Source organism: Sulfitobacter sp. TBRI5 (genome assembly GCF_051013555.1).
Classification (GTDB): Bacteria; Pseudomonadota; Alphaproteobacteria; order Rhodobacterales; family Rhodobacteraceae; genus JL08.
Window position 1 is genome coordinate 818,485 of record NZ_CP112884.1, and the last position, 17,599, is coordinate 836,083.

The window sequence follows — 17,599 nt, forward strand, 5'->3', positions numbered from 1 at the left end:
GTCTGGAATGAACAGCTTTTCGCCCGATTTTCAGACCGAACTTGCGCACCTCATGCGGTGGCGGCGCGATGTGCGCCGCTTTCGCACCGATCCCGTGGACGAGGCACTGCTGATGCAGTGCCTCGACGCGTTTTCAATGGCCCCGTCCGTTGGTCTGTCGGAACCCTGGCGCATTGTGCGGGTTGAAAGCGAAACGGCCCGCGCGGCGGCACTCGACAATTACCGGTCTGCCAATGCCGCCGCCTTGTCCGGACAAGAGGGTGATCAGGCCGCATCCTATGGTGCTTTGAAATTGTCAGGCATGGCCGAAGCGCCTGTTCAGCTGGCGATTTACTGTGACGAAACAACTCCCAAGGGCAAGGGCCTGGGCGCGGCGAGCATGCCAGAAATGCGCCGCTATTCGGTTGTGGGTGCGATCAACCTGTTCTGGCTGGCCGCACGGGCGCGCGGATTGGGTGTTGGCTGGGTATCGATCCTTGATCCCGACAGAATGGCGCGCGATCTTCAGGTTCCGCAAAGCTGGCTGTTGGTGGCCTACCTCTGCGTCGGCTGGCCCGAACAAACCGGCACGGTGCCGGAACTGGAAACCCTGAACTGGGAAAAGCGCCGCGCGCAGCTTCCCGTTGAAACCCGATAGGTTCAGCCGGATGTTGCGCCCTGTTAGAACATTGATCATGCTGGTGGCGGTCTTTATGGCTGGCGTTCTGTTCGAACGCAGCCAGAACGGGCAGGCGTGCGACAGGCTGGGCGGGCAATTTGAATCCGGCATTTGCCGGTTGGAGACACAATGACAGAGCTGATCTGTTTAGGGGCCATTGCCGGATCTTACGGGGTGAATGGCGCAGTGCGACTGAAAAGCTTTTGCGCGGTGCCGGAAGATATCGGCAGCTATACCCCGCTTTTGTCCGAAGACGGACAAACCGCCTATACCGTCACGCTGGGCCATCCGATCAAGAACGGGTTTACGGCCCAATTGTCGGGTGTGGTCACAAAAGAGCAGGCCGACGCGCTGAAAGGAGCGCGGCTGTTCGCCACCCGCGCGCAATTGCCATCCCTGCCCGATGACGAATTCTATCATGCCGATCTGATCGGGCTAAAGGTGCTGGACACCGGCGGCACGGTTCTGGGCCATGTTAAAACAGTGCTGAACCACGGGGCTGCCGACCTTCTGGAAATCATCCAGCCCGGATCAAGTGCCACGGTGCTGTTGCCCTTTACCAAAGAGGCGGTGCCCACCGTCGATCTTGAATCCGGGCGCATTATCGCGGACCCGCCCGAGGGGCTGTTTTAAGATGGCAAATGCGCGCTGTACAAAGCCGGGAATTCGCGCGCAATCCGGGCCCGGCTGATGCCGCGCCGCATCGTCATTCACATGGGGTTTCACAAAACCGGCACATCGTCGGTCCAACAGGTGTTGCGTGACAATCGCAAGGCGCTGCGCCCGCATATGCGCAGCCTGCTGCGGTGGGCCTTGTCCGATGTGGTTTCAGCCGCGCGCGGATATTCGATGTGGCGTGATCCGGTCACGCTGCTGAAATTCAACACCCGGTTTGCCCGCGTTCTGGCCGATCTGCCTGCCATGCCCAAGCGTGTGTTGTGCCTGTCTGCCGAAGAACTGGCTGGTCATTTGCCCGGACGTGACGACATGGGTGATTATTCCGCAGCACCCGTTCTGGCAGCCGAAATGGCAGATATTGCACAGGCGCAGTTTCCACGCGCCGAAATCGTGTTTTTTCTGTCCACCCGCGCGCCGGATACCTGGATCGAAAGCGCCTATTGGCAGCATGTTAAATCGTCATCGCTGACGCTTGATTTTGATGCGTTCTGTGCGCGCTATCCGGACGCGGCGACACTGGACAGAACCGTCACCCAGATCGCACACGCCGTGCCTTGCGCCGTGCATCACACCCGGCTTGAGGATACGACGCATCTGCCGCTTGGCCCCGCCACACCTGTCTTGAACCTGTGCGAGGTGCCTGCCGCCACGCAGGCCACACTGACCCGCGCGCCCGCAGCCAACACCCGCCCCGACATGGACGTGCTGGCCCGATTGCTGGATGCGAACCGAACGATTACAGATGCAAAGGCGCGCAAACAGGCGAAGGACGCGATTTTGCGTGCAGCCAGGGAGACATCAGAGTGACAAAACCGCCCCGATCCTATGGCCGGAAATCCATTCGCGCCTTGGCGCAACCGCAAGAGTTGATTACCCCGACGCCGGACCTGGCGGGCGTCTGGAAGGCCAAGGTGATCACCCTGTTTCCCACGGCCTTTCCCGGCGTGTTGGGCGAAAGCCTGACTGGCAAGGCGTTACACGACGGATTGTGGCAACTGGAAACGGTTGATTTGCGCCGCTACGGCGAAGGCAAGCACCGCAATGTGGATGACACGCCCGCCGGTGGCGGGGCCGGAATGGTGTTGCGCGCGGATGTCGTCGGGCGCGCGATTGACGACACCCAGAAAACCGCAAGGGGCCGCTGGCCGATCATCTACCTGTCGCCACGCGGTGCGCCGATGACCCAGGCGCTGATGCAGGATTTGGCAGCGGCAGATGGGGTGACGCTGCTGTGCGGGCGGTTTGAAGGCGTCGATGAACGCGTGATCGAACACTACAACATCCAGGAGGTTTCGCTGGGTGATTTCGTTTTGACTGGCGGCGAAATTGCGGCACAGGCGCTGATCGATGCAACGGTGCGGCTGTTGCCCGGTGTTCTGGGCAATCGGGCCTCGACCGAGGAAGAAAGCTTTTCCGACGGATTGCTGGAGCATCCACAATATACCCGCCCCGCCATCTGGAACGGGCGCGGGATACCGGCCATTCTGACATCGGGGGACCATGCCAAGGTGGCCGCATGGCGGCACGATATGTCGAAAAAGCTGACACAGGCGCGCAGGCCAGATTTGTGGGCACGTTACAAAAGCAAACCGGACACGGATCAAAACAATGGTGAATGATCGGTTTTTCGGCACGGAAAGCCAGCAATCGCTGTTGCGGCGGGGCCGTTCGATCTATGATCTTTTTGCCGGGGACGTGCGCGTCAGCTATTACGGGCGCACTGTCGGATTGTTGAGGCCAAGCGCTGAAAGCGGGCCGCTGATGGACCGTTTGATCGCTTTGCAAGGCGCCAGCACCTATGCCGATGTCCCGGCCGAGGACGCGGACATTGTCCAATCGGAACTGGAAGCACGCGGCTATTCCATCACCCGCTATCAATGCTGGAGTGGTGGCGACACCGCGATCAAAGCCGCCCGAAACATCGTTGCGACATACGCATTGCCCAAGGGCATCACCGCACATTGGATTGGCGCGGATGCGCCCGATCTTCATCTTGAACGGCTTGCTGATGTGGCGCTTTGCTGTGGCGTGTTGCCATTGGCCGGTTCGGTTCTGCGCGGGCAACTGAAACCCGGATTGGGCATCGTTGCGCTGGACGAACACGGGCAGGTGGCATCCTGTGCCGCCGCATCAAGTTTTGCCCATCCCGACGACTCGATCAGGGGCAGTGAGGCCTGGTGGGGGATGCTGGCCACGCACAAGCAGCATCGCGGCAAGAAACTGGCGCTGATTCTGGGGGCGATGGCGCTGCTGAAAATGCATGAGCGGTTTGGGTTTCAGCAGTTCATGACAGGCGTGCAACCCGGAAATACCGCATCCGAGGCGGTCTGCGCCAAAACGGGCTTAAGCCCGCAGCCCCGCATCATCCTGACTGCTGTCGATGCAGAGGCCCTGCCCGGCGGGAAATTGACCAGCTAGTTCAGCCACGAACCCGCTTGATCCCGCCCCCGCAAACCCCTATACGGCGCAGGTCTGGAATCATTTTGGCTCCGGACGCTTTGGTTTATTGGACCAGGGGATGTGACACGGCGTTCTTCTGCCGCACCATCACAGCCCACGCATCGGCCCCGAATGCCAATCGCAAGGAATGACATGTCGATCTCTGGCGGGCGTTACGACGGACCCGATTGAAGACCAAGAGCTCTCGGTGCGCGCAAAACTTCGTGGAACAACCGCGAGCATTTAGGAGAATACGCGATGAATCTGATCGCTCAGCTGGAGGCCGAACAAGTTGCGGCCCTGGGGCATAAAATCCCCGATTTCAAAGCCGGCGACACAATCCGTGTCGGTTTTAAAGTCACCGAAGGCACACGCACCCGTGTGCAGAACTATGAAGGCGTGTGCATCGCACGCAAGGGCGGCAGCGGTATTGCCGGCGCGTTCACAGTTCGCAAAATTTCGTTTGGTGAAGGCGTGGAACGGGTATTCCCGCTGCATTCCACCAACATCGAAAGCATCGAAGTGGTCCGCCGTGGCCGCGTCCGCCGTGCCAAGCTTTACTATCTGCGTGCACGCCGCGGTAAATCGGCCCGTATCGCCGAAGATTCCAACTACAAAGTACTGTCGGACAAAAAGTCCGGCGCATCGGCCTGAGGAACGCTGTCATGAAAAAAGACATTCACCCCGATTACCACGATATCAACGTGAAAATGACAGACGGCTCCATCGTTCAAATGCGTTCGACATGGGGCAAGGAAGGCGACACGCTGTCGCTGGATATTGATCCCTCGGCGCACCCGGCATGGACGGGCGGCAGCTCGCGTTTGCTGGATACCGGTGGCCGCGTGTCCAAGTTCAAAAAGAAATACGAAGGTCTGGGATTCTAAGACTCCCGTCGCTTTGCAAGATCAGACGCCGTGCCCGTTGGGTGCGGCGTTTTTCATTTGTCTGTCCCTTTGTGTGACAAACCTGCGCAGCAACACGCAATACCTTATCAGTTGTGCTTCCCTTAAGGCGCGGCACAATTTATAGTGGCTAACAATACACCGAAAGGGTGAGGGACAGGCATGGCGCATATCATCGTAGTCGGGAACGAAAAGGGCGGCGCAGGCAAATCCACCGTGTCCATGCACGTGGCCACGGCGCTTGCGCGGATGGGACACAAGATCAGCGCGCTGGATCTTGATCTGAGGCAACGTACATTCGGGCGCTACATCGAAAACCGCAAAGGGTTTCTGGCCAGTGAAGGTCTGGACCTGCCCAGCCCGGATTGTCACGACCTGCCCGATATTGACAAATCAAGCCTGCGCCCCGGTGAAAACGTCTATGACCACCGCCTGTCGGCAGCCATTGCCGCGCTGGAACCGGACAGTGATTTCATCCTGATCGATTGCCCCGGATCGCATACGCGCCTGTCACAGGTTGCGCATTCGCTGGCCGACACACTGATCACCCCGCTGAACGACAGCTTTGTCGATTTTGATCTGCTGGCCCGCATTGATGTGGGCGGCGAAAAGATACTGGGGCCGTCGGTCTACTCCGAAATGGTCTGGAACGCGCGCCAATTGCGCGCCCAGGCTGGCCTGCAACCGCTGGACTGGGTCGTTGTGCGCAACCGCTTGGGTGCGCAGAACATGGTTAACAAGGCCAAGATGGAAAAGGCGATCGACATGCTGGCCAGGCGTATCGGATTTCGCGTGGCGCCCGGCTTTAGTGAACGGGTGATCTTTCGCGAACTGTTCCCGCGCGGTCTGACGCTGCTGGATCTTAAGGATATCGGCGTGAAGCAGTTGAACATCTCGAACGTGGCCGCGCGTCAGGAATTGCGCGATCTGGTCAAGGCCCTGAAGCTGCCCGGCGTCACAGTTGATTTCTAGGCGTTGTTGCGGGAAGGTCCGTTTGCCAGCCTGATCAAAAGCTGTTTCAGAATTTTCCGTTCCTTGCTTGAAAACGACGCGAGCAATTCCGTTTCGTATTGCTGTGCGATCCCGTTCAAATCCCGGTAAACCGCCTGCCCCCGTTCGGTCAGCGCCAGAATTTCAGATCGTCTGTCGCTTGTGCTGGGGTCACGCCTCAGATAGCGGCGATCAGCCAGTTTCTGCACTGCGCGGCTGATCTTGGTCTTGTGCATTTTTGCACGATCACAAATGTCTTTTGCCGTCAGCGGGCCATAAACCCCAAGATGGAACAGCACCCGCCATTCCGCACGCAACATTCCATAGCGGTTTTTGTAAACCTGCTGAAACGACAGGCTGCTTGCCTCGGCCGCCTGGTTCAGCAGATAAGGCAGGAAAAGGTGCAGATCAAAATCCTGATTTTGGGCCATGTGCACTCCGTTTCCTTGTTAGTTACAAAAACAACTATTACAGGTGCAACCTGTTTCAGAAAGGATACGTGATGAACCGAGAGTCAGATGCGCATGATTTCGTTCAGGCCGACGCCCCCGTCGGCACCACCGAAGGCTATATGCCAGGGTTCGGAAACGATTTCGAAACAGAGGCGTTGCCCGGCGCCCTGCCCCAGGGCATGAACAGCCCGCAAAAATGCAATTACGGCCTTTACGGCGAACAATTGAGCGGCACAGCATTTACCGCCCCTTTGCACCAGAACGAACGCACATGGTGCTATCGTATCCGCCCGTCCGTGAAGCATTCAAACCGGTATTCAAAAATCGATCTGCCCTATTGGAAATCGGCCCCACATGTGGATCCGGATGTCATTTCACTGGGCCAGTATCGCTGGGATCCGGTGCCACACGCGGGTGAAAAACTGACCTGGCTGACCGGCATGCGCACGATGACAACCGCGGGCGATGTGAACACGCAGGTGGGGATGGCAAGCCACGTCTATCTGGTCACGCAATCCATGAAAGACACCTATTTTTATTCGGCCGATTCCGAAACGCTGGTGATCCCGCAAGAGGGACGTCTGCGGTTTTGCACGGAACTGGGTATCATTGATCTGGAACCCACGGAAATCGCCATTCTGCCGCGGGGCCTGCTCTATCGGGTGGAAGTGCTGGAAGGCCCGGCGCGCGGGTTTGTGTGTGAAAACTACGGCCAGAAATTCCAACTGCCCGGGCGCGGCCCGATTGGCGCGAACTGCATGGCAAACCGGCGAGATTTTAAAACGCCCGTCGCCGCGTTCGAAGATCGCGAAGCACCCAGCACCGTGACGATAAAATGGTGCGGCCAGTTTCACGAAACCCGGATCGGCCACAGCCCGCTGGATGTGGTTGCATGGCATGGCAATTATGCCCCCTGCAAATACGATCTGCGCACTTATTGCCCTGTCGGTGCGATCCTGTTCGATCACCCCGATCCGTCAATTTTTACCGTCCTCACCGCCCCGTCAGGGCAGGAAGGCACCGCCAATATCGATTTCGTGCTGTTTCGCGAACGCTGGATGGTCGCCGAAAATACGTTCCGCCCGCCGTGGTATCACAAGAACATAATGTCCGAACTGATGGGCAATATCTATGGCCAGTACGATGCCAAACCCCAGGGCTTCATCCCCGGCGGGCTGAGCCTGCACAACATGATGCTGCCCCACGGCCCTGACCGGCAGGCGTTTGAAGGCGCTTCAAACGCGACGCTGGAGGCGGAAAAGCTCGACAATACCATGTCGTTCATGCTGGAAACCCGGTTTCCCCAGCATCTGACCCGATTTGCCGCGCAAGAGGCCCCTTTGCAGGATGATTACATCGACTGCTGGGCCGACCTTGAAAAGAAATTTGACGGAACACCCGGCAAGAAGTGAAACAAGAAATGACGTGGCGGCTCCGCCTGCAATCGTGTTTAAAGGACCAAGTGTTGAGTGTTGCAAAAACTGACGGGGCCTTATGTCACCTGCTTTGATCGACTTGCTGTTCTGGATCGCGGTATTTGCCGTTCTGTTTTTTGCGCTGCGCTGGTTACAGTCGCGGCGCAAGGACAAAGACGAATAGCGTTCAAACCTGCACAAGAGGCCGCACATGCCACTGCTGAAATCGTGGGTTGAAACCGCCAACAGCGCAGACACCCCGTTTCCGCTGAACAACCTGCCCTGCGGCGTGTTTTCGACCGCCGACAGCAATGCGCGCTGCGGTGTGGCGATCGGCGATCAGATCGTTGATCTGGCCGCACTGGAAGATGCGGGGCTTGTCAGCGTTGGCGAAACACCGGTGTTCGATCTGCCGTTCTGGAATGATTTCATGGATCTGGGCGCGGATGCGTGGGCTGAATTGCGCAGCTGTTTGATCACCCTGCTTTCGGCGGGTTCAAAAGACCAGACCACGGTCGCACATCATCTGGTGGCGATGGACGGCGCGCAAATGCACATGCCAATCGCCGTGTCCGAATTCACTGATTTCTACGCCAGCCGCCACCATGCCACCAATGTCGGCACGATGTTTCGCGGCGCGGACAATGCGCTGCCACCCAACTGGCTGTATAGTCCCATCGGGTATAATGGTCGCGCCAGTACGGTTGTGATCAGCGGTACGGATATCATCCGCCCCAATGGCCAGACCAAAGCACCGGATGCGGACACGCCGGTTTTCGGCCCGTGCAAGCGGCTGGATTTCGAACTGGAGCTGGGCGCAATCGTAGGCACGTCAACGCCAATGGGCCAGATGGTTTCCGTGGCCGAAGCGGACCAGATGATATTCGGCTATGTGTTGCTGAACGACTGGTCGGCGCGCGATATTCAGGCGTGGGAATATCAACCGCTTGGTCCGTTTCAGGCCAAGGCGTTTGCCACCACGATCAGCCCGTGGATCGTAACACGCGCTGCGCTGGAGCCGTTCCGCACCTATGGCCCGCCCCGAGACACGGCGCTGCTGCCCTATCTTCAGGAACCCGGCCCGATGTTGTATGATATTGATCTTGAAGTGCAAATTCTGCCACTAGAAGCACCAATGCCGACGACGATTTGCACGACCAATTACAATCAGATGTATTATTCCGCTGCCCAGCAACTGGCACATCACGCTTCGTCCGGCTGCGCGATGAATTCCGGCGATCTTTTGGGATCAGGCACGATTTCCGGCCCCACACGCGAGACATGCGGATCCTTGCTGGAACTCAGTTGGGGTGGACAGGAACCGCTGGCGCTGAATACCGGAAAGGTGCGCAGCTTTATCGAGGACGGGGATAGGATCACCCTGTCCGGTCATGCGCAGGGCGACGGGTACAGGATCGGGTTTGGACAGTGCAGCGGAGCCGTAAAGCCGGCGCTGCCACTGACACGCTAAGGTTTTACACCCGTTTCAACCCGAATTGTTTCAGCAGCGACACCATCATTTGTTGCGCCTGCGCGCGATGGCTGTGGTGGATCGCGCGCGCAGCGTCTGCGTCTCCGCGCGCGATGGCATCGAATAGGGCGCGGTGATCGTGGTTGGATTGATGCGGCATCGGGCGCATATGCAGCGTCATGGCGCGCGCGCGGCGCACCTGATCGTTGTACATCGCCACAATGCTCTGGATACGGCTGTTGCCGCCCAGCGCCACCAGTTCGTCATGGAACGCGGCGTCCGCCGTGGCCCATGCTTCGCGATCCTCTGCGCGCAGCGCAGCTTCCATTTGGTCGATACTGCCAGCCAGTTGCGACAACTGACTGCTTGATAATCCCGCCTTGGCGGCGCGATAGGCCGATACGCTTTCCAACTCGGTCAGCACCTCGTATATTTCGGCCATATCATCGGGCGACAGCGCCTGAATGCGCACACCTTTACGTGCCCGCACCTCCAGCAGACCCTGAGCTTCCAGCAACAGCGTCGCTTCGCGTACGGGCGTGCGCGACATGCCCAGACGTTGTGCCAGTTCCTGTTCCAGATGATCGGTACCTGCCGCCAGATCGCCACTAAAGATCAAAGCGCGCATATCCTCGACTGCGCGTTGGGTCTGGGATTTCGGCTTTGTGCTGTCCGTCATATCTCATCACACCTCGATCTTGCGCCATTCGTGCGCGGACCGGTATATCGCCTCTTCCACCTCGATCACATTGAGATAATCGGCAGCCGTGTTTTCCAGCGGACGGCCGTGCAGCAATCCGGCGATAACATGCGCCTGCAATGCATGAACGCAATCACCGGCAAAATCGGCCCAGTCTTCCGGCTCCAGGATACATCGTTGCTGTATTTCACCGAAGGCCCTGTGATGCACTGCGCCAGTGCCGCTAAGTGTCAGCGTTCCCCTGGTGCCTTCCACCAAGGCTTCGCCCAGTGTCATGCGGTGGTTTTCTGCCGCGTGATCCAGATGACGGTTGCCGTCAAACAGGGCGCGCACGCCACCGGGGAAATCGAAAATCACGTATCCCGCGTCTTCCCCTGCAATAGCCGTATTCATCCGCCGAAGATCGGCATAAACGGCCTGTGCGGGGCCTAGCAGATATTGGAACGTGTCAATCCAGTGCACGGCTGTTTCATGCACCAGAAGGCGGGGCATCGTCTGGAAATAAGGCTGGCGATCCAGATAGGCCTGTGGCCCCTGCCCATCACCGGTGCGCAGGCGGAACGTGATCTGATGCACGGTGCCAATGGCATCGCTGTCGATCTGGTTCCTGATCAGACGGTACCACGGCTGGAAACGGAAATTTTCATGAATGATCAACGGCACGTTCGCCTGCGCGGCCAGCGCCTTGGCATTGCGCGCCTGATCCAGCGAAGAGCAGAACGGTTTCTGGCAGATGATCGCGGCAATCCCGTGATCCAGCGCGGTTTTGATTGCATCCAGATGGGTTTCGGGCGGCGTGATGATATCCAGAAGATCGGGGCTGGTCGCTTTCAGCATCGCAGGCAAAGTCGGATAGGCGGGCGCACCGGTTTCACCCGCCTTGACAAGGTTCGTGTCTGCTACACCGACCAGATCGGCCTCGGGCAATCTGCGCCAGGCGTCATAGTGGAACCGGCTGAAATATCCCGCTCCCAGACCTGCAACGCGGAGTTTCATCGGCTGGCCCGCAGCGCGTTCAGAACAGCCGCTGCCGCTTCTTGTGTTGTGGCGGTCCCACCCAGATCGCGCGTGGTCTTGACGCCATCCGCCACCACACGATCCACCGCGCGTTCCAGCGATTTCGCATCCCTCACCATCGCGGGATTGTTGTGTTTGGTACCCAGCCAATCCAGCATCATCGCCCCGGACAACAGCATAGCGAACGGATTGGCGATCCCCTGCCCCGCTATATCGGGCGCAGATCCATGGCAGGGCTGGAACACGGCGTTTTCATCACCGATATCGGCTGACGGTGCCATGCCCAATCCCCCCATCAGCCCGGCGCCCAGATCAGACAGGATATCCCCGAACATGTTTTCCGTGACCATCACATCGAAAATCCACGGCTTTTCGACCATCCAAAGCGCCGTTGCATCGACATAGGCGTGATCGGCCACAATGTCGGGAAAGGCTTTGGCCTCACCATCGAAAATTTCGCGGAAAAAGGCAAAGGCGCGGAACACGTTGGCCTTGTCCACACAGGTTACACGCCCCGCGCCACGCCCGCTGGCCTTGCGCTTTTGCGCAAGATCGAATGCAAATCGGAACAGTTTCTCGCTGGTGTGGCGGGTAATGCGCAGGGTTTCGCGGGCCTCGTCCTGTTCGACCTCGCCGCAACCTTGTGTGTGAAACAGGCCTTCTGTGCTTTCCCGGATCAGCACGAAATCAACCGGCTGGCCGCCTTCCAGCTTCAGCGGGGTACGCTGGCCCGGCAGAATGCGGACAGGGCGGACACCGGCATAAAGATCAAGCGCCTTGCGGATTTCGATTTGTGGCGAAATTTCGGTTCCATCCGCGTATCGCACCGATGGCAAGCCCATTGCAGACAATAGGATTGCATCCGATCTGCGCGCGATCTTCATCGACGCCGCAGGCAGCGCTTCGCCGGTTTTCGCATAATGCGCTGCACCTGCCGCCGCAGACACAAAGGTGAACCCGTAATCGCCTGCATCCGTCGCCAGCGCGTTCAGGATATCAAGGGTCGGGCGGGTGATTTCAGGGCCGATCCCGTCCCCTTCGAAAACGGCAATTTCAAACTGGCTGACCATAACATCCTGACTTTCCGGTTCGCAGACCCACCTGCGGATTTGACGCGTGATGAAACGCTTGTTATCAGAATATTAATGTATACGCTAATTGATACGCAAGTTTCATTTTGCCCAACCGGGGAGACATGCAAGAATGTTTGCAGTGACTGTCATCTTTGACATCCACACCGAAGAGATGGACCGGTTCATGCCGCTGATGCTGGAAAACGCCACCCTGTCCCTGCATGGCGAGGCAGGGTGCCTTCAATTTGATGTCTGCACCGATCCCTGCCGCCCGAACGAGGTTTTTCTGTACGAGCTTTATACCGACGCTGCCGTGTTCGACGTGCATTTGCGGTCGGACCATTTCAAACGCTTTACCGCAGAGACCACGCCGATGATCGCAGCCAAAAAGGTGCGGACCTACAGGGCTGTCCAACAATGAACTGGACTGTCCACGCGCTGAAATATGCTGAACGTAACACCCGCACCCGCGCCGACAGCTTTATCTTTGATGACAATCATGATGCGCCTCATGCGATGGATTATTTCATCTGGGTGCTCCGACGCGGCGACGAGGTTATCCTTGTCGATACCGGTTATGACGCCGCCGAAGCCAAACGGCGCAACCGCCCGATCCTGCGCGAACCAGGCGCCGCATTGCAAGGAATTGGCCTGCGCCCCGAAGACATTACGACGCTGGTCATCACCCATCTGCACTATGATCATGCGGGCGGCTTTGCCCAGTTTCCCAACGCAACCATCCACTTGCAAGCAGCCGAAATGGCCTATGCCTCCGGTCCGTGCATGTGCCACGAGACATTGCGCATGCCATTCACTGCCGATCATGTGTGTGATGCCATCAAACGTGTCTATTCGGGGCGGGCCGTGTTTCACGATGGCGATGGGCAGATTGCGGATGGCGTTACCGTGCATTGTCTGGGGGGCCATTCCCGCGGGCTTCAGGCTGTGCGTGTGCAGACCGATGCCGGCTGGCTGTGTCTGGCATCGGACGCCGCGCATTATTATGAAAACGTCTTACTGCAAAAACCGTTCCCTATCGTGGTGGACATCGAAAACATGTTGCAGGGGTTTGCCCGCCTGAAAAAGCTGGCCAGCACAGATGGTCTGATTATTCCGGGTCATGATCCACTGGTGCGCGATTGTTTTCCGGTGGACGGGCCGGAATACGCGTTCCGGCTGGATCAGGGGCCGAAAAAGGCAATTCCGTTTTGAAGCTGGGTGTGATCGCAGATGATTTTACCGGCGCGTCCGACATCGCGCTTACGCTGGCCGAAGGCGGCATGACCGTCAGCCAGTTTGTCGGGGTTCCCGCAACTGCCGCGTTGTCCTGTGACGCCGGTGTTATCTCTCTCAAATCCCGCACCGCGCCAAAGACCGAGGCTGTAGCGCAATCATTGGCAGCGGGCCGATGGTTGCTGGCGCAGGGCTGTACGCAGATTGTTTTCAAGGTCTGTTCAACCTTTGATTCCACAGACGACGGCAACATCGGGCCGGTGATCGAGGCACTGGCCGATCTCATTGGCGAAACACGTGTGCTCGTTTGCCCTGCCTTTCCGGAAAACGGGCGCAGTGTCTATCAGGGGCATTTGTTCGTGGGCGATCACCCGCTGCATGAAAGCGGCATGCAGCATCATCCGCTGACCCCGATGAGCGATCCCGATCTGCGTCGCGTTCTACAGCGCCAAACAAACTGGAATGTTGATCACATTGACGCCCGCACTGTGTTTAAGGGGGCGGAGGCGATCACAGCGCGCAATCAGGGCGCAAATGCAATGGTGATTGTCGATGCAATCCGGGATGCGGACCTGATCGCCATCGGTGCGAGTGCGCGTGACCGCGTCCTGTTATGTGGCGGGTCCGGCATCGCACTGGGCCTGCCAGCGAATTTCGGCATCACCCGCCATTCAATCGACTGGCAAGGTGCCAAGGGGCGCGGTGTGGTTTTGTCAGGGTCCTGTTCGGCCGCGACGCGCGCGCAAGTGGCGTTTTCCAAGGAACGCGCCCCGTATCAGGAAATCATCGCTGCCTCTGTCATGGACGGCACACAGACGGCACAGGGGATCGCAGAATGGGTTCTGGCGCAAGATGCTGCGCCGCTGGTCTATTCCTCGGCGGACCCCGAGGCGGTGCGGGCGGCGCAGGTGACATACGGGAAGGATGTGATTGCCGCAAAGATCGAAGACCTGTTCCGCGAATTATCCCGAATACTGGCCAAAAACGGGGTAACACGCATCGTTTCGGCGGGTGGGGAAACCTCGGGCGCGGTGATTGCCGGACTGGGCGCCAAGGTATTGCACATCGGCCCGCGCATCGCGCCCGGCGTACCTGCCCTGAAAATAGCGGGCCAGAATATGGCGGTTGCGCTGAAGTCCGGTAATTTTGGCGATGAACAGTTTTTTCAGACCGCGCTTGACCAGCTAGAGGCAAAAGCATGACAGACGAAACCGCCGCCCGGGACGACATGGCTCGTTGGGCCAAATCCATGTTTGATCGCGGCCTGACGGGGGGATCGTCAGGCAATATTTCCGTGCGTCTCGACGACGGATCGGTTCTGGTTACACCCACCGGAACCTCAATGGGGTTTCTTGATCCGGCACGCATCAGCCATCTGGACCCAACGGGGCGACTGCTGTCAGGCGATGCCCCCACCAAGGAACTGGCGCTGCATGATGCGTTTTACCAGACACGCACGGGCACGGGCGCCGTGGTGCACCTGCATTCCTGTCATGCGGTAGCCCTTTCGGCCCTGCCGGATGTGGACCCCGAAAACGTTCTTCCACCCATCACGGCCTATGGCGTCATGAAACTGGGCAAGGTCAGGTTGCTGCCGTTTTTCATGCCGGGCGATCCGGCAATGGGCGAGGCTGTGCGCGGCCTTGCAGGAAAACGCAGTGCTGTCTTGCTGGCCAATCACGGCCCAGTGGTGGCAGGCAAGGATCTGGACGCCGCCGTCTATGCGATGGAAGAACTGGAAGAAACCGCCAAACTGACGCTGATGTGCCGCAACATGTCACCCAATCTGCTGAATGATGCGCAGGTTCAGGCCCTTGTGCGCAAATTCGATGTCGACTGGTAGCACGGGTTTTTCTTCGGCAATTCTGCCGCGGGATTGCCAGTTGCGTTGCGAAAGGCCATCACAGGGAAACGACCCGAATACAGCAGTTGCGCTGGTGTTGTCAGACAAATGCGAACCAGTCTCTGCAAGGACGGTGAGGCTGTTCCTTATGCCGCACCGAGGCCGCGCCACTCAGCCAGAGCGGCGGCGCGGTTGAGTTTGAAATTGGGTCGCGTTGAGAGGCTGCGGTCCTGATTGAAGATGGGGTGGTTGCCGCCCTCCCTCGACGGCATCGCAATGTGCCATGATGGTGGAGTACAGCCACTGAAGCAGGAAAGGACGGCAACCATGACGAAGGATACAATGATAGGCGTCGATCTGGCGAAGAGCGTTTTTCAGGCTCACGGCGCATCGATGACAGGGCAAGTCAGGTTCTGCAAGAAGCTGACACGCGTGCAGTTTTTGAGGTTCATGGGAGACCATCCACCCGCAGTCGTTGTAATGGAAGCATGCGGCAGCGCATATTATTGGTCGCGTGAGATGGTCCGCCTAGGCCATGAGACAAAACTGATTGCGCCGCAATATGTGAAACCATTCGTAAAGCGCCATAAGAACGATGCTGCTGACGCTGAAGCAATTGTCATTGCTGCGCAGCGCCCGGAGATGCGGTTTGTCGAGCCTAAATCGGAAGAGCAGCAGGCCCATGCAATCCTGTTTCGCGGTCGCGAACGGCTCATTCGTCAGCGAACAGCGTTGGTGAACGCACTGCGTTCAAACCTTTACGAATATGGCCACATCGCACCCAAAGGAATAGGGCAGATCAAGCGCATCGAGGCGATCATTGAGGAGCCAAACAGTGATCTTCCCGACTTGATGCGGGAAGAATGTCGTGATCTTCTTGAACAGATCACCGAGAAAACGGGTCGGATCGAGACAAAGTCAGAAAGGCTCAAGGGTCTTGCTGCCGAGGCCGACACTGCGCGTCGGCTGCAGACGATGCCAGGCGTGGGCCCGCTCACTGCGTTAGCGATCGAAGCTTTTGCTCCAGACATGAAGACTTTCAAGCGTGGTCGGGACTTCGCAGCATGGCTGGGCTTGGTGCCGCGCCAGTACTCATCGGGTGGCAAGCAGCGGCTTGGGCGTGTTTCAAAGGCAGGGCAAGCCGACATCCGACGGCTCCTGATTATCGGTGCGATGTCGCGACTGGCCTGGCACGGGCGCAGATCGATTCCCGAAGGTTCATGGCTAGATCGGATGATGGCAAGAAAACCACGGATGCTGGTGGCCATTGCGCTGGCCAACAAGATGGCGCGGGCAATCTGGGCCATGCTGACAAAGAAGGAGGATTACCGAAATCCGGCATGGGCTGCCGTTACGTGAAACGATACGGAACGTCACAGCCTGAAGTCGGTAAAGAGGGGTGAGAAGTCGACGACCTGAATGGGCAAAATGATCGATCAGATCTGGACCGGAAAAACCAGGACAATCATTAGAACTTAAAAGTTCGTGTTGAAGATGTGGAACCGGTCTGCAGATCACCATACCGGCCAGCAGCTCACATCACGCTGCAACAAAAGGCCTGACACAAGTGCGCACTCGATCACCCATCCAATCGAAAAACTTCTTGCACAACGGGCGGCAACCACACAAGTAATTGTAAACGGATGCGTGGACGGAGGCGAATTTCTGCAAACTTCGCATGCGCCTGAAGCGAAGCATGGCCCGTTCTCGTCGTCGGAAAGGCAGATGTGAATTCTCTGCCCTATTGTTCATCCACCGGCCGGTTTCTTGGCGGTGTTCCGCACCGATTTCTTTCAGCGCAGCGCCGTACGATGCCAGCCCGTCCGTCACAATCACTTCAGGATTGCCGTACTTGCGCATTGCTTTCTTTAGGAATTTCAACGCGGCCTTCTTGTCGCGCGTCTTTGTCACAAAGCTTTCCAGAACTTCGCCTTCATGATCGACAGCCCGCCATAGATAATGCTGCTCACCGTTGATTTTTACGAACATCTCGTCCAGATGCCAGCGCCATCGGCTGGATTTCATGCTCGCAATCCGGCGCTTTCTTATCTCGGCAGCGAACAACGGGCCAAACCGATGCCACCAATATCTCACCGATTCATGACTAACATCGATGCCGCGTTCGTGGAGCAAATCTTCCACATTGCGCAGCGACAGCGGGAAACGGACGTACAGCATTACCGCCAGGCGGATGATCTCTCGCCTCGTTTTGAAATAGCGAAATGGATCAGATTTGGTCATCCGGCAAAGCTACAAAACCGCCCTGCCCGCCTCAAGTGATTTTGCTCTGACAGAACCTTCCAGTGCACTGCCCCCAACCCAGGAAACTCGTGCGCGACAAACGCCACTACCTAAATCCGAATTAGTACTGGTCTTTTGGTATGCAAGGGGGAATTGGTGCGACCTTTTCCCCACTGCCCAAAAGGTCCACAGAATTAGCGTCGCATCCGGCCTTCGCCTTGCTGACGAAAGCCGGACTGCGCGTTAGCTCAGCATAAGATGATAGACCGAAGCGCAGACAAGCAACGCAATAACGCACACTTCGGCTATCTCTGCTGAGCGTTCCCAAAAACTCGGGATGTACTTTTTACAAATGACGAAGGGGTCATCGTGCCCTTCCTTATGCAGTTCATTCATCTGGAAACCCAACGAACTCGTTACTAACCAGCTCAGTATTGAATAGGTTCTTGTTAGGAATAAGACTGTTTCTGGGTCATTTTGGTAA

The 17,599-nt window shown here is 57.9% G+C and carries 21 protein-coding genes and 1 pseudogene; 16 read left to right on the forward strand and 6 right to left on the reverse strand.

The window, feature by feature from the left end:
- Nucleotides 1-7 precede the first annotated feature (7 nt).
- The 9 genes from bluB to OLX72_RS04300 all read left to right on the forward strand — a co-directional run bounded on the left by bluB (nucleotide 8) and on the right by OLX72_RS04300 (nucleotide 5,652).
- Nucleotides 8-637 (forward strand): 5,6-dimethylbenzimidazole synthase, encoded by a 630-nt coding sequence (bluB, locus tag OLX72_RS04260; RefSeq protein ID WP_433989886.1) that lies wholly within the window; start codon nucleotides 8-10, stop codon nucleotides 635-637.
- 10 nt (nucleotides 638-647) lie between these two features.
- Complete coding sequence (locus tag OLX72_RS04265; protein ID WP_162797883.1) at nucleotides 648-791, forward strand: hypothetical protein; 144 nt, start codon at nucleotides 648-650, stop codon at nucleotides 789-791.
- Nucleotides 788-1,291: a ribosome maturation factor RimM gene (rimM, locus tag OLX72_RS04270; protein WP_433989887.1), complete on the forward strand. Its 504-nt coding sequence runs from the start codon at nucleotides 788-790 to the stop codon at nucleotides 1,289-1,291. The genes OLX72_RS04265 and rimM overlap by 4 nt, the downstream gene beginning before the upstream one ends.
- Before the next feature lie 57 nt (nucleotides 1,292-1,348).
- A complete protein-coding gene (locus OLX72_RS04275) occupies nucleotides 1,349-2,143 on the forward strand; it encodes a hypothetical protein (RefSeq protein WP_433989888.1) in 795 nt (264 codons plus the stop codon).
- Entirely contained in the window at nucleotides 2,140-2,955 is an 816-nt protein-coding gene (gene trmD, locus OLX72_RS04280) for a tRNA (guanosine(37)-N1)-methyltransferase TrmD (RefSeq protein WP_433989889.1), read from the forward strand. The genes OLX72_RS04275 and trmD overlap by 4 nt, the downstream gene beginning before the upstream one ends.
- Nucleotides 2,945-3,754 (forward strand): GNAT family N-acetyltransferase, encoded by an 810-nt coding sequence (locus tag OLX72_RS04285; RefSeq protein ID WP_433989890.1) that lies wholly within the window; start codon nucleotides 2,945-2,947, stop codon nucleotides 3,752-3,754. The genes trmD and OLX72_RS04285 overlap by 11 nt, the downstream gene beginning before the upstream one ends.
- Nucleotides 3,755-4,033: 279 nt before the next feature.
- Nucleotides 4,034-4,429, forward strand: a complete 396-nt coding sequence (gene rplS, locus OLX72_RS04290; RefSeq protein ID WP_114868764.1) for a 50S ribosomal protein L19 — start codon at nucleotides 4,034-4,036, stop codon at nucleotides 4,427-4,429.
- 11 nt (nucleotides 4,430-4,440) lie between these two features.
- Nucleotides 4,441-4,662, forward strand: a complete 222-nt coding sequence (rpmE, locus tag OLX72_RS04295) for a 50S ribosomal protein L31 (RefSeq protein ID WP_114868763.1) — start codon at nucleotides 4,441-4,443, stop codon at nucleotides 4,660-4,662.
- Nucleotides 4,663-4,842: 180 nt separating this feature from the next.
- Nucleotides 4,843-5,652 carry a division plane positioning ATPase MipZ gene (locus OLX72_RS04300; RefSeq protein ID WP_433989891.1) on the forward strand — a complete coding sequence of 270 codons (810 nt, stop codon included), beginning with the start codon at nucleotides 4,843-4,845 and terminating at the stop codon, nucleotides 5,650-5,652.
- Here OLX72_RS04300 and OLX72_RS04305 read toward each other — a convergent pair.
- The gene (locus OLX72_RS04305) at nucleotides 5,649-6,101 is read right to left on the reverse strand and encodes a MarR family winged helix-turn-helix transcriptional regulator (RefSeq protein WP_433989892.1); all 453 of its coding nucleotides are present in this window, start codon (nucleotides 6,099-6,101) and stop codon (nucleotides 5,649-5,651) included. The two genes, OLX72_RS04300 and OLX72_RS04305, sit on opposite strands and share 4 nt — an antisense overlap.
- A 71-nt stretch (nucleotides 6,102-6,172) precedes the next feature.
- On the opposite strand from OLX72_RS04305, the gene hmgA reads away from it, so the two are divergent.
- Entirely contained in the window at nucleotides 6,173-7,534 is a 1,362-nt protein-coding gene (hmgA, locus tag OLX72_RS04310) for a homogentisate 1,2-dioxygenase (protein ID WP_433989893.1), read from the forward strand.
- A 214-nt stretch (nucleotides 7,535-7,748) separates the two neighbouring features.
- Entirely contained in the window at nucleotides 7,749-9,008 is a 1,260-nt protein-coding gene (gene fahA / locus OLX72_RS04315) for a fumarylacetoacetase (RefSeq protein ID WP_433989894.1), read from the forward strand.
- Nucleotides 9,009-9,012: 4 nt separating this feature from the next.
- Here the strand turns inward: fahA and OLX72_RS04320 are convergent, their stop codons facing one another.
- The 3 genes from OLX72_RS04320 to OLX72_RS04330 are packed head-to-tail and all read right to left on the reverse strand — an operon-like array spanning nucleotide 9,013 to nucleotide 11,795.
- Complete coding sequence (locus OLX72_RS04320) at nucleotides 9,013-9,687, reverse strand: GntR family transcriptional regulator (RefSeq protein WP_433989895.1); 675 nt, start codon at nucleotides 9,685-9,687, stop codon at nucleotides 9,013-9,015.
- A gap of 6 nt (nucleotides 9,688-9,693) precedes the next feature.
- Entirely contained in the window at nucleotides 9,694-10,704 is a 1,011-nt protein-coding gene (locus OLX72_RS04325) for a Gfo/Idh/MocA family protein (RefSeq protein WP_433989896.1), read from the reverse strand.
- Nucleotides 10,701-11,795: an isocitrate/isopropylmalate dehydrogenase family protein gene (locus tag OLX72_RS04330; RefSeq protein WP_433989897.1), complete on the reverse strand. Its 1,095-nt coding sequence runs from the start codon at nucleotides 11,793-11,795 to the stop codon at nucleotides 10,701-10,703. The genes OLX72_RS04325 and OLX72_RS04330 overlap by 4 nt, the downstream gene beginning before the upstream one ends.
- A gap of 133 nt (nucleotides 11,796-11,928) precedes the next feature.
- On the opposite strand from OLX72_RS04330, the gene OLX72_RS04335 reads away from it, so the two are divergent.
- From OLX72_RS04335 to otnC, 4 genes are read left to right on the forward strand one after another with little or no spacing between them, the layout of a single operon-like run.
- Nucleotides 11,929-12,219 carry a putative quinol monooxygenase gene (locus OLX72_RS04335; RefSeq protein ID WP_433989898.1) on the forward strand — a complete coding sequence of 97 codons (291 nt, stop codon included), beginning with the start codon at nucleotides 11,929-11,931 and terminating at the stop codon, nucleotides 12,217-12,219.
- Nucleotides 12,216-13,010, forward strand: a complete 795-nt coding sequence (locus OLX72_RS04340) for an N-acyl homoserine lactonase family protein (RefSeq protein WP_433989899.1) — start codon at nucleotides 12,216-12,218, stop codon at nucleotides 13,008-13,010. The genes OLX72_RS04335 and OLX72_RS04340 overlap by 4 nt, the downstream gene beginning before the upstream one ends.
- On the forward strand, nucleotides 13,007-14,233 hold the full coding sequence (gene otnK, locus OLX72_RS04345) for a 3-oxo-tetronate kinase (protein WP_433989900.1): 1,227 nt from the start codon (nucleotides 13,007-13,009) through the stop codon (nucleotides 14,231-14,233). The genes OLX72_RS04340 and otnK overlap by 4 nt, the downstream gene beginning before the upstream one ends.
- Entirely contained in the window at nucleotides 14,230-14,874 is a 645-nt protein-coding gene (gene otnC / locus OLX72_RS04350) for a 3-oxo-tetronate 4-phosphate decarboxylase (RefSeq protein ID WP_433989901.1), read from the forward strand. The genes otnK and otnC overlap by 4 nt, the downstream gene beginning before the upstream one ends.
- 146 nt (nucleotides 14,875-15,020) lie before the next feature.
- Here the strand turns inward: otnC and OLX72_RS04355 are convergent.
- A pseudogene (locus OLX72_RS04355) lies at nucleotides 15,021-15,113 on the reverse strand (IS6 family transposase); the annotation flags it as partial.
- Nucleotides 15,114-15,201: 88 nt separating this feature from the next.
- Between OLX72_RS04355 and OLX72_RS04360 the strand changes: the two are divergent.
- A complete protein-coding gene (locus tag OLX72_RS04360; RefSeq protein ID WP_433989902.1) occupies nucleotides 15,202-16,233 on the forward strand; it encodes an IS110 family transposase in 1,032 nt (343 codons plus the stop codon).
- A 180-nt stretch (nucleotides 16,234-16,413) separates the two neighbouring features.
- Here OLX72_RS04360 and OLX72_RS04365 read toward each other — a convergent pair whose 3' ends face one another.
- A complete protein-coding gene (locus OLX72_RS04365) occupies nucleotides 16,414-17,115 on the reverse strand; it encodes an IS6 family transposase (protein ID WP_433989903.1) in 702 nt (233 codons plus the stop codon).
- Between the last annotated feature and the right edge of the window lie 484 nt (nucleotides 17,116-17,599).

Coding starts and splice junctions, on each gene's coding strand:
- bluB (WP_433989886.1), top strand. CDS start 8: ATGAACAGCTTTTCGCCCGATTTTCAGACCGAACTTGCGCACCTCATG.
- OLX72_RS04265 (WP_162797883.1), top strand. CDS start 648: ATGTTGCGCCCTGTTAGAACATTGATCATGCTGGTGGCGGTCTTTATG.
- rimM (WP_433989887.1), top strand. CDS start 788: ATGACAGAGCTGATCTGTTTAGGGGCCATTGCCGGATCTTACGGGGTG.
- OLX72_RS04275 (WP_433989888.1), top strand. CDS start 1,349: ATGCCGCGCCGCATCGTCATTCACATGGGGTTTCACAAAACCGGCACA.
- OLX72_RS04285 (WP_433989890.1), top strand. CDS start 2,945: ATGGTGAATGATCGGTTTTTCGGCACGGAAAGCCAGCAATCGCTGTTG.
- rplS (WP_114868764.1), top strand. CDS start 4,034: ATGAATCTGATCGCTCAGCTGGAGGCCGAACAAGTTGCGGCCCTGGGG.
- rpmE (WP_114868763.1), top strand. CDS start 4,441: ATGAAAAAAGACATTCACCCCGATTACCACGATATCAACGTGAAAATG.
- OLX72_RS04300 (WP_433989891.1), top strand. CDS start 4,843: ATGGCGCATATCATCGTAGTCGGGAACGAAAAGGGCGGCGCAGGCAAA.
- OLX72_RS04305 (WP_433989892.1), bottom strand. CDS start 6,101: ATGGCCCAAAATCAGGATTTTGATCTGCACCTTTTCCTGCCTTATCTG.
- hmgA (WP_433989893.1), top strand. CDS start 6,173: ATGAACCGAGAGTCAGATGCGCATGATTTCGTTCAGGCCGACGCCCCC.
- fahA (WP_433989894.1), top strand. CDS start 7,749: ATGCCACTGCTGAAATCGTGGGTTGAAACCGCCAACAGCGCAGACACC.
- OLX72_RS04320 (WP_433989895.1), bottom strand. CDS start 9,687: ATGACGGACAGCACAAAGCCGAAATCCCAGACCCAACGCGCAGTCGAG.
- OLX72_RS04325 (WP_433989896.1), bottom strand. CDS start 10,704: ATGAAACTCCGCGTTGCAGGTCTGGGAGCGGGATATTTCAGCCGGTTC.
- OLX72_RS04330 (WP_433989897.1), bottom strand. CDS start 11,795: ATGGTCAGCCAGTTTGAAATTGCCGTTTTCGAAGGGGACGGGATCGGC.
- OLX72_RS04335 (WP_433989898.1), top strand. CDS start 11,929: ATGTTTGCAGTGACTGTCATCTTTGACATCCACACCGAAGAGATGGAC.
- OLX72_RS04340 (WP_433989899.1), top strand. CDS start 12,216: ATGAACTGGACTGTCCACGCGCTGAAATATGCTGAACGTAACACCCGC.
- otnC (WP_433989901.1), top strand. CDS start 14,230: ATGACAGACGAAACCGCCGCCCGGGACGACATGGCTCGTTGGGCCAAA.
- OLX72_RS04360 (WP_433989902.1), top strand. CDS start 15,202: ATGACGAAGGATACAATGATAGGCGTCGATCTGGCGAAGAGCGTTTTT.
- OLX72_RS04365 (WP_433989903.1), bottom strand. CDS start 17,115: ATGACCAAATCTGATCCATTTCGCTATTTCAAAACGAGGCGAGAGATC.